Source organism: Parazoarcus communis, assembly GCF_003111645.1.
Lineage (GTDB): Bacteria > Pseudomonadota > Gammaproteobacteria > Burkholderiales > Rhodocyclaceae > Parazoarcus > Parazoarcus communis_A.
Genome location: NZ_CP022187.1, coordinates 2,562,625 through 2,576,639, shown reverse-complemented (window position 1 = coordinate 2,576,639; position 14,015 = coordinate 2,562,625). Strand labels below are relative to the sequence as shown.

The 14,015-nt window shown below is 63.9% G+C and carries 10 protein-coding genes; 8 read left to right on the top strand and 2 right to left on the bottom strand.

Annotation, left to right across the window (positions count from 1 at the left end; translation table 11 throughout):
* Positions 1 to 27 precede the first annotated feature (27 nt).
* Positions 28 to 2,850, bottom strand: coding sequence for an excinuclease ABC subunit UvrA (gene uvrA / locus CEW83_RS11745; protein ID WP_108949508.1), 2,823 nt, complete (start codon positions 2,848 to 2,850; stop codon positions 28 to 30).
* 92 nt (positions 2,851 to 2,942) lie between these two features.
* Here uvrA and CEW83_RS11740 point away from each other — a divergent pair, with 92 nt between their 5' ends.
* From CEW83_RS11740 to CEW83_RS11715, 6 genes are all read left to right on the top strand, one after another.
* Complete coding sequence (locus CEW83_RS11740) at positions 2,943 to 4,151, top strand: MFS transporter (RefSeq protein WP_234418788.1); 1,209 nt, start codon at positions 2,943 to 2,945, stop codon at positions 4,149 to 4,151.
* A 23-nt stretch (positions 4,152 to 4,174) separates the two neighbouring features.
* The gene (gene ssb, locus CEW83_RS11735; RefSeq protein ID WP_108949506.1) at positions 4,175 to 4,657 is read left to right on the top strand and encodes a single-stranded DNA-binding protein; all 483 of its coding nucleotides are present in this window, start codon (positions 4,175 to 4,177) and stop codon (positions 4,655 to 4,657) included.
* Positions 4,658 to 4,725: 68 nt separating this feature from the next.
* On the top strand, positions 4,726 to 5,688 hold the full coding sequence (locus tag CEW83_RS11730) for an ABC transporter substrate-binding protein (RefSeq protein WP_159099450.1): 963 nt from the start codon (positions 4,726 to 4,728) through the stop codon (positions 5,686 to 5,688).
* Between the two features lies 1 nt (position 5,689).
* A complete protein-coding gene (locus tag CEW83_RS11725) occupies positions 5,690 to 7,924 on the top strand; it encodes a sensor histidine kinase (RefSeq protein WP_108949504.1) in 2,235 nt (744 codons plus the stop codon).
* Positions 7,921 to 8,364 (top strand): response regulator, encoded by a 444-nt coding sequence (locus tag CEW83_RS11720; RefSeq protein WP_108949503.1) that lies wholly within the window; start codon positions 7,921 to 7,923, stop codon positions 8,362 to 8,364. The genes CEW83_RS11725 and CEW83_RS11720 overlap by 4 nt, the downstream gene beginning before the upstream one ends.
* 15 nt (positions 8,365 to 8,379) lie before the next feature.
* A complete protein-coding gene (locus CEW83_RS11715) occupies positions 8,380 to 10,881 on the top strand; it encodes an EAL domain-containing protein (RefSeq protein ID WP_234418787.1) in 2,502 nt (833 codons plus the stop codon).
* A gap of 10 nt (positions 10,882 to 10,891) precedes the next feature.
* Here CEW83_RS11715 and CEW83_RS11710 read toward each other — a convergent pair whose 3' ends face one another.
* Positions 10,892 to 12,043, bottom strand: a complete 1,152-nt coding sequence (locus CEW83_RS11710) for a MalY/PatB family protein (RefSeq protein WP_108949502.1) — start codon at positions 12,041 to 12,043, stop codon at positions 10,892 to 10,894.
* A gap of 123 nt (positions 12,044 to 12,166) precedes the next feature.
* Between CEW83_RS11710 and CEW83_RS11705 the strand changes: the two genes are divergently transcribed.
* Together CEW83_RS11705 and CEW83_RS11700 are read left to right on the top strand one after the other, a co-directional pair.
* The gene (locus CEW83_RS11705) at positions 12,167 to 13,135 is read left to right on the top strand and encodes an MBL fold metallo-hydrolase (protein ID WP_108951368.1); all 969 of its coding nucleotides are present in this window, start codon (positions 12,167 to 12,169) and stop codon (positions 13,133 to 13,135) included.
* 63 nt (positions 13,136 to 13,198) lie between these two features.
* Positions 13,199 to 13,999: a tRNA threonylcarbamoyladenosine dehydratase gene (locus CEW83_RS11700; protein ID WP_108949501.1), complete on the top strand. Its 801-nt coding sequence runs from the start codon at positions 13,199 to 13,201 to the stop codon at positions 13,997 to 13,999.
* Positions 14,000 to 14,015 lie beyond the last annotated feature (16 nt).

Below are 14,015 nucleotides of genomic sequence, written 5' to 3'. Positions count from 1 at the left end.
GAATGTAAGCGCAGGTGTCGGCGGCGCCTATGGCGTCAGTACCTTTGCCAGGTAGCGACCGGTGTAACTCGTGACGCAGCTGGCGATCTCTTCGGGTGGGCCGGCGCATACGATGGTCCCGCCGCCATTGCCACCCTCGGGACCCATGTCGATCACCCAGTCCGCGGTCTTGATGACGTCGAGGTTGTGTTCGATGACGACGATGGTGTTGCCATGGTCGCGCAGACGATGCAGCACCTTGAGCAGGAGTTCGATGTCCTGGAAGTGGAGCCCGGTCGTGGGTTCGTCGAGGATGTAGAGGGTGCGGCCGGTGTCGCGCTTCGAGAGTTCGAGCGCGAGTTTGACGCGCTGGGCCTCGCCGCCGGAGAGCGTGGTCGCGCTCTGGCCCAGACGGATATAGCCCAGGCCGACTTCGCTAAGGGTCTCCAGTTTGCGTGCGACCGCCGGCACCGGGCGGAAGAAGTCGAAGCCCTGTTCGACTGTCATCTCGAGCACTTCGTAAATCGTCTTGCCCTTGTAGCGGATCTCGAGCGTTTCGCGGTTGTAGCGCTTGCCGTGGCAGGTGTCGCACGGGACGTACATGTCGGGCAGGAAGTGCATCTCAACCTTGATCATGCCGTCTCCCTGGCATGCCTCGCAGCGCCCGCCCTTTACGTTGAAGGAGAATCTTCCCGGGCCGTAGCCGCGGGCGCGTGCCTCCGGGACGCCGGCGAAAAGCTCGCGGATCGGCGTCATCAATCCGGTGTAGGTGGCCGGATTCGAGCGCGGCGTGCGTCCGATGGGTGACTGGTCGACGGTGATGACCTTGTCGAATGCGTCCAGCCCCTCAAGGGCGACATACGGAGCGGGTTCGGTGTTCGAGCGGTAAAGCTGCTGGGCTGCGGCAGCGGCGAGGGTGTCGTTGATCAGGGTCGACTTTCCAGACCCCGACACGCCGGTGACGCAAGTGAACAGGCCCACCGGCAGGGCAAGATCGACATCCCTGAGGTTGTTTCCGCTGGCGCCGCGCAGGCGAGCCATGCGGGATGCGTCCGCTGGCGTTCGCCTGGTCGGGATGGCGATGCGTCTCCGGCCCGACAGATAGGCGCCGGTCACCGACGCTTCGCAGGCAATGACCTCTTTGGGCTTGCCGCTGGCGATGATGTAGCCCCCGTGTTCCCCTGCGCCCGGGCCCATGTCGACGAGGTGGTCGGCGCTGCGAATGGCGTCCTCGTCATGTTCGACCACGATGACGGTATTGCCGAGGTCGCGCAGCCGGCGGAGGGTCTCCAGCAAGCGGTCGTTGTCACGCTGGTGAAGCCCGATCGAGGGTTCGTCGAGCACATACATCACGCCGGTCAGGCCTGAGCCGATCTGGCTCGCCAGGCGGATGCGCTGCGCCTCTCCGCCAGACAGCGTGTCGGCCGAGCGATCCAGGGACAGATAGTCGAGTCCGACATTGGTCAGAAAACTGAGGCGATCGGCAATTTCCTTGACGATCTTTTCGGCGATTCGGGCGCGATGGCCCTCGAGCTTCAGGTGCTCGAAGAAGGTCTTGCACTCGGCGAGCGGCAAGCGGCTCACTGCAGGCAGAGCACTGCCACCGATCAGCACGTGGCGTGCGTCGGAACGCAGCCGGGTGCCTTCGCAGCTTGGGCAGGGGCGAGTGCTGCGAAACTTGAGCAGTTCCTCGCGTACGGCGGCCGAGTCGGTTTCACGGAGGCGGCGCTCAAGGTTGGGGACGATGCCCTCAAAGGGGTGTTCCTTCACCACCATGCGACCATTGTCCGCGAGATACACAAAGGCGATTTTCTCGCGGCCCGATCCGCTCAGAATGATCTCGCGAATTTCGGCCGGCAGGGTCTCAAAGGGCGCCTCAATGTCGAACGCGTAGTGGTTCGACAGGCTGGAGAGCATCTGGAAGTAAAACTGGTTACGGCGGTCCCAGCCCCGGATGGCCCCGGACGCGAGCGAGAGTTCAGGGTGGGCGACGACGCGCTGGGGGTCGAAGAAGTCCACCTGGCCCAGGCCATCGCACTTCGGGCAGGCGCCCGCGGGATTGTTGAAGGAGAACAGTCGCGGTTCCAGCTCGCCAAGTGCGTAGCTGCAGACGGGGCAGGCGAAGCGGGCCGAGAACAGGTGTTCCCCCTGTGAGTCCATCTCGACCGCTATCGCTCGGCCGTCGGCGTGGGTGAGGGCGGTTTCGAAGGACTCGGCAATGCGCCCACGAAGATCGGGACGTACCTTGAAGCGATCGATGACGACCTCCACCGTGTGACGCTTGCCCTTTTCCAGCGGCGGCATGCTGTCGAGTTCATGTACCTCGCCGTCGACCCGCACGCGGACGAAGCCCTGGGCGCGGAGCTCGGAAAACAGGTCATGCTGTTCGCCCTTCCGTCCGGCAACGACAGGGGCAAGAATCATCAGCCGGGTTTCCGCCGGCAGGGCGAGCACATGGTCGACCATTTGCGCCACGCTCTGGGCCTCGAGGGCGTGCTCGGGGTGGTCGGGGCAGTGAGGCGTCCCTGCGCGCGCATACAGGAGACGCAGATAGTCATGAATCTCGGTGACGGTGCCGACTGTCGAGCGCGGATTGTGGCTGGTGGCCTTCTGCTCGATCGAGATGGCCGGTGACAGGCCTTCGATCAGGTCTACATCGGGCTTCTCCATCAGCTGCAGAAACTGACGGGCGTAGGCCGACAGCGACTCCACATAGCGCCGCTGGCCTTCAGCGTACAGCGTGTCAAAGGCGAGAGAGGACTTGCCCGACCCCGACAGACCGGTAATCACCGTCAGCCGGTTTCGCGGCAGATCGAGGCTGATGTTCTTGAGATTGTGGGTGCGGGCACCGCGGATGCGGATTTCGTCCATGAGCGTGACTGCGCGAGGGGGAACACAAAACTATAAGAGAGAAGCCGCTCCGGGCCAATGTTAGAATCACCTTCTTTTTCGCCGCGTCCAGCATGTCCCCACCCCTACGTGATCCGATGACGCCCGCCGAGCGTCGAGCCGGGATCAGCCTTGCGTCCATCTTTGCGCTGCGCATGCTGGGGCTGTTCCTGATCCTGCCCGTGTTCGCAGTGCATGCGCGCACGATCCCGGGTGGCGACGACCTCACCCTGGTGGGGCTGGCGATTGGTGCCTACGGCGCGACGCAGGCGCTGCTGCAGATCGCCTTTGGTGCGGCCTCGGACCGGTTCGGTCGCAAGCCGGTGATTCTGTTCGGCTTGGTGCTGTTTGTGCTCGGCAGCGCGATCGCAGCCATGGCGGGCGATATCTACATGGTCATCGTCGGGCGCGTGCTGCAGGGGGCCGGCGCGATTTCGGCGGCAGTCACGGCCCTCGCGGCTGACCTTACGCGGGATCAGCACCGCACCAAGGTGATGGCAATGATCGGCTCAAGCATTGGGCTGGTCTTTGCGGCATCGATGGTTGCCGCACCGTTGCTGTATTCGGTGATCGGCATGAGTGGCATCTTCTGGCTGACGGCCGTGCTTGCGTTCGTCGCCATGGGCGTCGTGGTGTGGGTGGTGCCGGCCGCGCCACCGGTGCCGCGTGCCAATGCAGGCAGCTTCATGGACATCCTGCGCAACGGGCAGTTGATGCGACTGAATTTCGGCGTATTCGCGCTGCACCTTATTCAGACCACGATGTGGGTCATGGTGCCGGCGGCGTTGGTGGCACACGGTGGCCTGGCGCTTGCAGAGCACTGGAAGGTCTATCTGCCGGCCGTGCTGCTCTCCTTCGTCGTGATGGTGCCGGCGATCATCATTGCCGAGCGTCACAACAGGCTCAAGCCGGTCTTCAACGGCGCTGTGCTTTTACTTGCAATCGTTCAGTTCGGACTGTATTTCTGGAGCGATGGCCTGCTCTCGATTGCGTTCTGGCTGACGCTGTTCTTTGTGGCTTTCAACGTCCTCGAGGCGACCCAGCCGTCGTGGATTTCACGTATCGCGCCGCCTGCCGCGAAAGGCACTGCGCTTGGCGTCTACAACACCTTGCAGTCCATCGGGCTGTTTGCCGGCGGTCTGTTCGGCGGATGGCTGGGGCAGCGCCTGGGTGCGGGCGGCGTCAGCCTCGCGTGTGGCGTGCTCGCCCTGATCTGGCTGGCGGTTTCGCTAAGCATGACCCCCCCTCCGGTCCGCGCGGTTCCCTCGCCGGCCCGGGGTTGACACACTACTCATAGGAGAACGGGATGGCATCCCTGAATAAAGTCATTCTGATCGGAAACCTGGGCAAGGACCCGGAGACCCGTTATGCACCCAGCGGCGACGCGATCACCAACCTGACCGTGGCGACCACCGAGACCTGGAAGGACAAGGCGTCGGGTGAGCGTCGTGAAGCCACCGAGTGGCATCGCGTCGTGTTCTTTGGGCGCGTGGCCGAAGTGGCTGCGCAGTACCTGCGCAAGGGCAGTCAGATCTATGTGGAAGGTCGGCTGCAGACGCGCAAGTGGCAGGACAAGGAAGGTCAGGATCGTTACACCACCGAAATCCGTGGTGACGAGATGAAGATGCTCGGTCGCCGTGAAGGCGGTGGCGAGGCGCCGGTGCGTGGCGGCGACAGCGGCGGATACGATGCGCCTGCAGCCGCACCCAGCCGTCAGCCCGCACCGGCACCCGCTGCCAAGCCGGCAAAAGGCGGGTTCGGGGACTTTGACGACGACATTCCCTTCTGAAACGGGTCTGAGCGTTCAGGGACGGGGCGCCAGGGCGCGCCCCCGGCGCAATGCAGTTTGGGGTGGGGATGATCCGACGTCGGTTCCTTCAGTCGCTGCTGGTGTGTGCGGGCGCGGGCAAGGTCTTGACGGCCTGCTCCCCCCCGACTGAGCCGCTGCGCTTCGGTGCCAATGCGTGGCCTGGTTATGCGCCCCTGAGACTGGCCGAAGCAAGCGGTCTGATCAGCCCGGAGCGCCTGCGCGTACTTGATTTTCCGAACTCTTCGATGGTGCTCTCGGCTTTCCGCAACGGAACGATCGATGCAGCAGGACTCACGCTGGACGAGGCGCTTGCGCTGGCTGCAAGCCGGCAGCCCTTGCGCATCGTGCTGGTTTTCGACGTTTCCGATGGCGCTGACGTCATCGTGGCGCGTCCCGGAATTTCGGCGCTTGATCAACTCGAGGGGTGTCGGGTCGGGGTCGAAACCGAGGCGCTGGGCGCCTATCTGATTGGTCGGGCGCTGGAGCGCGTCAGTTTGCCGCTGCACAGTGTCGAGATCGTTTCGATGCCGCTTGACCGGCACGAGTCGGCTTTTGCGTCAGGGCAGGTCGATGCCCTGGTGACCTTCGAACCGGTCCGTTCCCGCCTGTTGGAAGCTGGCGCTAGCGAGCTGTTCTCATCGCGTGAAATTCCCGGCGAAATCGTCGATGTTCTGGTTGTGCGCGAAGACGTGCTGCGAACGCGCCGCGCCGATCTGCAGGCAGCCGTGTCTGCGCATTTCGAGGCACGACTGGCGCTCCTTGCCGACCCGGCTGCGGCTGCCGAGCGACTCGGCGCAAGGCTGTCTCTGGACGAGGTGGCGCTGCGGGCGGCGCTCGGGCTGATCCAGCTCCCTGGTCCCGAGGAGAATCGCCGCTTGCTTGGCGGTGCCGACGCGGGGCTGGCGCAGGTGCTCGTGACAATGAGCAGCAGAATGAAGTCCCTCGGCCTGCTCGAGGGGGAGCTCGTGCTCAAGGGCATGCTGGTCGCAGACCTGGTCGAGGCCGTCTGACATGGCATCGCAACGGCCGTTGCGTCACCTGCTGCTGTTCATCCTGCTCTTCTTCGGTCTGTTGGTGGCGCTCGCCCAGTTCTCCTTCATCGTCCAGACGCATTCGGATGAGGCGCGCTCGCAGCTTGAGGCGCTCGTACGCCATACCGGGGTGACGCTGGCAGCGAACCTTGAAGCGGCGATGCGCGAGGGGGACGATGGCTTTGTCGATCACCTTCTGGCGCAGCAGATCACGCTTCCAAACCTCACCTATGCGGCGCTGGTCGGCGGCACGGGGCGCGTGCTGTCCGGAAGCCATCCGGGCATGCGCGATCAGGATCTTGCCCGGTTCGGCTTCAAGGCAGCGCCGGACGGACTTGTCGAGACTGCACGCAGCACGCTCGGCGCGCAGATCCTGGATGACCGCGATGCGCAGCAGATGTGGGGCGTGTTTCCGGTCCGGCTGCCGTCTCCCGCCGGCGGGATCAGGGCACGCCAGACCGCATACGTGAGCCTGTTGATCGATACCGCCCCCCACCTGCGCGCGGCCTTGTATCACGCAGCAGGGCAGAGCGTGATCGTGTTGCTCCCCATCCTGCTGTTGTCGGGGGCCATCTGGGTCATGGTCAGCGTGCTGCTGACCAACCGCATTGAGCGCCTGCTGGTGTATGTCCGGTCGCAGGCGCGTGGCGGAACCTTGCCTGAGCCGGTCTCGGGAGCGGATGAACTGGGACAACTGGATACGGCGCTGGCCGAGCTCATGCGCGAGGTGCTCGATTCCCGCGACTTCCACGTCCGCCTGCTTGAATGCATGCCCAACCCCACCTGGCGGGCAGGGGCTGACGGCCGCCGAAATTACGTCAATCGCGCGTGGCAGGCGTTTACCGGTCGGGAAGTCGCCCAGGAGCTTGGCGAAGGCTGGTTTCAAGGGGTGCATCCCGACGATGTCGCAGGCTGTCGGCAGGTGTATTCCGACGCCATTGCCAGGCGGGAGGCCTTTGTGACCGAGTATCGGCTGCGCTTTCATGATGGGGGCTATCACTGGCTCTCGGACCACGGTGAGCCCTTGTTCGGCACTGACGGGGTCTTTCTGGGTTTTATCGGCAGTTGCTACGATCTCCAGCAGGAGAAGAACGCGTCTGCTGCAGTGGCGGCGAGTGAAGAGCGCTTTCGCAGTCTGGTCGAACATGCACTGGTGGGAGTTTTTCTGATCCACGATGGGCGGATGCTGTACGGCAATCCGCAGCTTGTCGAATGGTTCGGTTACACCACGGAGAGCATTGTGGGCGTGCCGGTCAGCGCGCTGGTGCAGACGGCTGATCTGCCTCTGGTTGAGGGGCAGTTGCGACTCAGGGAGGCGGGCAATACCGACCGGGCGCACTATGTGCTGCGCGCGAAGCGGCACGACGGCTCGGAGTTTCTGGCAGAGGTCTACGGGATCGGCATCCCTCATGAGGAAGGAACGGTCGTCATCGGAACCCTGCTGGACGTGACCGAGCGCAAGACTGCGGAAGCGCGGATCCGGCAACTGAATGCCGATCTGGAGTTGCGCGTCGAACAGCGTACGAACGAACTTGCCGCACTCAACGACGAGCTTGAAACCTTCGCCTATTCGGTTGCGCATGATCTCAAGGCGCCGTTGCGGGGGATCGACGGCTACAGCCACCTGTTGCTCGAGGACCATGTGGATCGTCTGGACGAGGAAGGGCGGCTCTTCATCGGAAATATCCGCGCCGGCGTCAAGCAGATGGCCCGGCTGATCGACGATCTGCTCGCCTATTCGCGGATGGAGCGACGCAGTCTGCAGCGCACCAGCGTCAACCTTGCCACTGTTCTGCGTGGCATACTCGCGGAACATGCAGCGGAGATCGACGAAAACCAGGTGCATATCGATGTTGATGTTTCTGACATTTCCGTTGAAGTGGATCCTGACGGTCTGGCGCAGGTTCTGCGCAATCTGGTGGGCAATGCACTCAAGTATTCGCGTCAGGCACGACCAGCGAAAATTCGTATCGTTGCGCGCGCGGAGGGCGATTGGTGCCACCTGTTCGTACGCGACAACGGCATAGGATTCGACATGAAATTCCACGATCGCATTTTCGATATTTTTCAGCGGCTTCAGCGCGCAGAAGATTATTCCGGCACCGGCGTCGGCCTGGCGATCGTGCGCAAGGCGATGCAGCGCATGGGCGGACGGGTGTGGGCCGAGAGTGCGCCTGGAGAGGGCGCAAGCTTCCATCTCGAGTTGCCGCGATGAACGATCCGCTGCCGACCACGAGGCCGATTCTTCTGATCGAGGACAACCCGGCCGATCTTGATCTCACGCTGCGCGCCTTCAAGCGCCGTCACCTCCTCAACCCCATTCAGGTTGCACGCGACGGACAGGAAGCGCTCGATCTCCTGCCGGGTTGGGAGGCGGGCGAGCCGCTTCCGCTCGTCGTTCTGCTCGACCTGAACTTGCCCAAGGTCAGCGGTCTCGAGGTGTTGCGCCAGTTCAAGGCGTGCAAGGCTGCGTGCGGAATGCCCGTCGTGGTGCTGACGACCTCGGACGAGGACCGCGACATCAAGACGGCGTATGAACTGGGTGCCAACTCGTACATCATGAAGCCGGTCGATTTCGACAGTTTCGCGAGCGTGGCTGCCCAGATCGAGCTGTACTGGTGTGTGCTCAACAAGCCGGTCCATTCATTGTCATAAGGACTGCCCGAGAACGTGATCAGAGCCCTGTACGTCGAAGACAACCCGGTTGACGTCGACCTGCTGCAGCGCACCCTCGCGCGCAGCATGCCCGAGCTCGCAATCGATGTCGCCAGCTCGCTTGCCGAGGGGCTGGCTGCCATCGACCTGGGGAGGACCTACGATATCGTGCTCACCGACCTTTCCCTGCCGGATGGCAGCGGACTGGATCTGCTCGGGGCGATACACGAGCGGGGTCTGGCGCTCGCCTGTGTGGTGCTGACCGGCTCGGGTGACGAAGGCGCGGCGATCGCGGCCCTCAAGTCCGGTGCGGACGATTATCTGGTCAAGGACGGAGACTACCTCGAGCACCTGCCGGGCACGCTGACTTTCGCCATGGAGCGGGCCCGTGCCGAGGCTGCGCGTCGCAGCCGCCCGGTGCGCGTGCTGTACGCAGAGCATCATCTTTTCGATATCGATCTCACCTTGCGGCGCCTGGCACAGTCGGCTCCGCATCTGCGAATCGACGTCGTGCGCGGTCCCGACGCCGTGCTGTCGCGGCTGCAGGCGGCAGCAAGGACGACGCCCTACGATGTCCTGCTGCTCGACTATGTCCTGCCCGGCATGAATGCGCTCGATCTCACCAAATCGCTGCGCCGGGACCACCGGTTCGATATCCCGATCGTCGTCGTCACCGGTCAGGGCAGTGAGGAGACCGCAGCGCAGGCACTGCGTCTGGGGGTGTCCGACTACCTCATCAAGCACGACGGCTATCTGCACGAGCTGCCTGTCGTGCTCGACAATGCGTTTCGACAGGCCGAACTGGTGCGTGAACGCACCGCGCTCAGGGCGCTTACCGAGCGCCTCCGACTTCACTCCGCGGTGATCGACAGCACGCATGACGGCGTTTTGATCACCGATCTCGACGGCAGGATCGTGTCGGTTAACCGGGCCTTTACCGAACTCACCGGTTATACCCGCGAGGACTCCATCGGTCAGAATCCGCGATTTCTGCGCTCAGGCCGCCATGGTCGCGACTTCTACCAGACCATGTGGGCCACCCTGACCCGAACCGGTTGCTGGCAGGGGGAGCTGTGGAACCGGCGCAAGAATGGTGAGCTTTATCCCGAGTGGCTGACGCTCAACGCGGTGTGCGACGATGCCGGCGAGGTCACGAATTACGTGGGCGTGTTCACCGACATCAGTGCGTTGCGGCAGACCGAAGCCAGGCTCAGCCACCTCTCGCACTACGACCCGCTCACCGACCTCCCCAACCGTCTGCTGATCATGTCCAGGCTGGAGCATGCGATCGAGGTCGCGCGGCGGCAAAAGCAGGGGCTGGCGGCGATCTGTCTCGACCTCGACCGATTCAAGACCATCAATGACAGCCTCGGGCACCAGATCGGGGATCAGTTGCTGTGTGCGGTCGGCAAGCGCCTGCGGGGGCACCTCAGGAGCGAGGACACCCTCGGACGCCTTGGTGGTGACGAGTTCATGGTGCTGATTGAACGCATCGAAACCCCTGCAGCGGCCGCGGTGGTCGCGAAAGGGCTGGTCGACGCGCTGGCCGAACCGTTCAGGCTCGACAGCGGGCAGGAAGTGTTCATGCACGCCAGTGTGGGGGTGAGCCTGTACCCGGATGACGGCGAGGATCACATGGCGCTGGTGCGCAACGCGGATGCCGCGATGTACCGGGCCAAGTCGCAGGGACGAAACACCTACGGTTTCTATACCGAAGACCTGACCCGCTTCGCGTCGCAGCGTCTCGACCTGGAAACCCGCCTCCGGCGCGGGCTGAGCAACGAAGAGTTCGTGGTGTTCTATCAGCCGGTGCTTTCGGTGTCGGACGGGACCCTGCTGGGTGCAGAGGCGCTGGTGCGGTGGCAGCCGCCGGGCGAGCAGATGATCTCGCCCGCAGACTTCATCCCGATGGCAGAGGAAACCGGCCTCATCGTGCAGCTGGGCGAGTGGGTGCTGCGCGAAGCGTGCCGGCAGATGCGGGCCTGGGATGCGCAGGGTTTCGTGCTGCCTTCGGTTGCCGTCAATCTGTCGGCCGAGCAGGTGCGGCGACAGGACGTCGGCACGATGTTGCTGCAAGTGCTTGCCGAGTCGGGGCTGGCCGCTGAGCGCCTCGAAATCGAGCTGACCGAGAGCAGCCTGATGCAGCAGGGCGAGAAGGCCGCCATGCTGCTCGACCAGCTCAAGCAGCACGGCGTGAGGCTGGCAATCGACGATTTCGGAACGGGTTATTCCTCGCTCGCGTATCTCAAGCGCTTTTCGATCGACAAGCTCAAGATCGATCGCAGCTTCATCAAGGATCTGGCCGATGACCGCAACGACCTCGCGATTGCATCGGCCATCGTTGCCATGGCCAATGCGCTGGATATCGCGGTGCAGGCCGAAGGGGTCGAGAACGATGCGCAGCTCGCCCTGCTGAAGATGATCGGCTGCGGCAGTTGGCAGGGCTACTCCTGCAGCCCGCCCGTACCCCCGGTCGATTTCGAACAGCGCTTTCTGCTTGCGGGCTTCTGCGCCTAGCGCTGCCCGGTCATGAGGCCGGGCGCGTGCTCAGGGCGTGTGCCATGCGGCTCAAGGCTTCGTCGAGCGTGTCGCGTGCGCAGCCGAAATTGAGCCGCACGAAGCCGGGCAGGCCAAATCCGCGACCGTCGGACAAGCCCACTCCACCCGCCTCGAAAAAGCCTGCCGGGTCGTCCAGGCCTGCTTCGCGGCAGTCAATCCAGGCCAGATAGGTGGCCTCCGGCGCAGTCGTGCTCAGGCCGGGCATGGCCGCGACGGCTTCAAGCACGCGTGCGCGGTTGGCACGCAGATGGTCGAGCAGCGCTGCGCGCCATGGACCGCCGTCGCGGTAGGCCGCCTCGGTGGCGACCAGGCCGAGCACATTCACCTGGGGCACGATGCCACGCATCACGTGACGGTAGCGCCGACGCAACTCTGCATCGGGGATGATCGCGAACGATGAATAGAGCGCGGCAATATTCCACGTCTTGGATGGGGCCATCAGGGTGATCGTGCGGCGGGCGACCCGTTCGTCGAGCGCCGCGATCGGGATGTGCGGACGATCCTCATCGAGCACCAGCCCACAGTGGATCTCATCACTGCATATCACCAGGTCGCGCTCTTCAGCGAGGGCTGCGATCCAGGTCAGTTCGTCGCGGTCGAACACACGGCCGACCGGGTTGTGCGGATTGCACAGCATGAACAGGCGGGTACGTGGATCCATCGCTGCCGCCGTGGCTTCGCGGCTCCACTGCCAGCGACCGCCTTCCAGTTCGAGGGGGCTGGTGATCAGTCTGCGGTCGCTGTTGCCCGGCGCGAACAGGAAGGGAGGGTAGACCGGCGTCGCAGTAAACACCCCGTCGCCGGCCTCGCCCACCGCCCGGCAGGCAAGGTTGAAGCCGGTCACCACACCGGGCAGCCACACCAGCCAGTCGGGTTCGACACGCCAGCCGTGATCCCGCTCAATACCGTCTGTCACGGCTTCGATCAGCGAGGGCCACGCTTCGGTGTAACCGAAGACGCCATGGTCGATACGGGCGTGCAGTGCCTCTAGCACCGCAGGTGGTGCCGTGAAGTCCATATCGGCAACCCACAGAGGCAGGATGTCACGACCGCTGAAACGGCCCCATTTCTCGCCGGGAACATCGCGGCGATCCGGATGTCTGTTGAAGTCGAAGCTCATGCTTGGAACCGTGCGTTCAGGAGGTGCGAGTGTAACGTGTGGTTTGCCATGCATCACGTATCACGCCGTGTGGATACAATTGCACAAAAGAGCAAAACAGCAGAACAGGGTGGGACACTGATCATGAATGACATTACAACTTATCCGGATGGCATTTATGCCATTGACTCGGGCTATGGTGAGCGGCCGCAGGTGGCTGCGATTCATCTGATCGTCGATACCGGTCGCGCTGCCGTGGTCGATACCGGCTGCAACGCTTCGATTCCCCGCATTCTGGGCGCACTGGCCAGTCTCGGCATTACCCCGGACGCGGTCGACTGGGTGCTGCTCACGCATATCCATCTCGACCATGCGGGCGGGGCCGGCAGCATGATGTGCGCACTGCCGAATGCGAAGCTGGTGGTGCACCCGCGCGGCGTGCGCCACATGATCGACCCGTCGCGTCTGTGGGAGGGTGCTGCTGCGGTATATGGGGCGGAGCAGACTTTCCGGCTGTACGGACGCCTGGCGCCTGTGCCGGCTGAGCGGATCGTGTCGGCCGAGGACGGGCTTGAAATTTCGCTCGGCGCGCGCAGGCTGCGAATTGTCGACACGCCGGGGCATGCGCGGCATCACGTGGCGATCTGGGACGAGCGCGCACGAGCGTTCTTCACCGGGGACATTTTCGGCGTTTCCTATCGCGAACTGGACGTGGATGGGCGTGCGTTCGTCTATCCGACGACCACGCCGTCGCAGTTCGATCCCGACGCAATGCACGAATCCATCGACCGCATGCTCGCCTTTGGTCCGCGGGCGATGTATCTGACGCATTACAGCAGGGTGGAAGATGTCGAACGTCTGGCCGGCGATCTGCACCGGCTGATCGATACCCAGGTTGCGGTTGGACGCGCCGCGCGTGGCGACGGTGTGGCGCGCCATGTCGAGATTCTTGCTGGTCTGGAGCAGATCGTGCGCGAGGAAACTGCGCGTCAGCACTGGGCCCTCAACGAGGACGAAGCGCTGCAACTGTTGCGCATGGACCTCGAGCTCAACGCCCAGGGGCTTGGAGTCTGGCTCGACTCCCTGCGCGTCGAGGCCGCCGCAACCCTCTGAGTCCGCGTGCCGGGCAAGGCGCTGGGGTAAGATCGGGCCTTCCCTCTTCACGACGATTCGTCCATGTTGTCTGCTGCTGTTTCCTCCGCCGATTCATTGCCCGACGTCGATGTCGAGCGCCGCTTCGGCGGTATCGGACGCCTCTACGGCGATCGGGCGCTTGCGCGCCTGAGTGCGTCTTCGGTCTGTGTTGTTGGCATTGGCGGCGTGGGGTCCTGGGTGGTCGAGGCGCTCGCGCGCAGCGGCGTTGGGCATCTGACGCTGATCGATCTCGATCATGTTGCCGAGTCGAACATCAACCGTCAGGCCCATGCGCTCGATGCCACTCTTGGCCAGGCCAAGGTGGCGGCCATGAGCGAGCGGGTTCGCGGGATCAATCCGCTGTGCCGGGTGACACAGGTCGATGATTTCCTTACGCCCGAGAACGTGAGCGAACTGCTCGGCGGTTTCGATGTGGTCGTTGATGCCATCGACAACGTGCGCGCAAAGGTCGCGATGGCGGCCCATTGTCGCCTCCACCAGCTCACCTTGGTCATGGCGGGCGGCGCGGGAGGCAAGGTTGATCCGACGCGCATCCGGGTGGACGACCTGTCGCGTACCGAGCAGGATCCGCTGCTGGCAAAGGTGCGCGCGCAGTTGCGAAAGGCGCATGGTTTTCCGCGCGACCCGAAGCGCAAGTTCGCCATCGAGGCGGTCTATTCCTGCGAGCCGCTGCGCTACCCCGATGCCGTCGCGTGCGACGCGGGGCGGGGGCCGCAGGGCCTGGCGTGCGCGGGTTACGGGTCGAGCATGGCAATGACGGCCAGCGTCGGTCTGTTCGTTGCCGCGCGGGCGATGGATCATTTGCTGAAATCCGCGGTCTGACGCCACTCCAACCTGA

Excerpts from the sequence above, each read along its gene's own strand:
- CEW83_RS11700 (WP_108949501.1), top strand. The coding sequence starts at position 13,199 with ATGTTGTCTGCTGCTGTTTCCTCCGCCGATTCATTGCCCGACGTCGAT.
- ssb (WP_108949506.1), top strand. The coding sequence starts at position 4,175 with ATGGCATCCCTGAATAAAGTCATTCTGATCGGAAACCTGGGCAAGGAC.
- CEW83_RS11740 (WP_234418788.1), top strand. The coding sequence starts at position 2,943 with ATGTCCCCACCCCTACGTGATCCGATGACGCCCGCCGAGCGTCGAGCC.
- CEW83_RS11720 (WP_108949503.1), top strand. The coding sequence starts at position 7,921 with ATGAACGATCCGCTGCCGACCACGAGGCCGATTCTTCTGATCGAGGAC.
- uvrA (WP_108949508.1), bottom strand. The coding sequence starts at position 2,850 with ATGGACGAAATCCGCATCCGCGGTGCCCGCACCCACAATCTCAAGAAC.
- CEW83_RS11705 (WP_108951368.1), top strand. The coding sequence starts at position 12,167 with ATGAATGACATTACAACTTATCCGGATGGCATTTATGCCATTGACTCG.
- CEW83_RS11725 (WP_108949504.1), top strand. The coding sequence starts at position 5,690 with ATGGCATCGCAACGGCCGTTGCGTCACCTGCTGCTGTTCATCCTGCTC.
- CEW83_RS11730 (WP_159099450.1), top strand. The coding sequence starts at position 4,726 with ATGATCCGACGTCGGTTCCTTCAGTCGCTGCTGGTGTGTGCGGGCGCG.
- CEW83_RS11710 (WP_108949502.1), bottom strand. The coding sequence starts at position 12,043 with ATGAGCTTCGACTTCAACAGACATCCGGATCGCCGCGATGTTCCCGGC.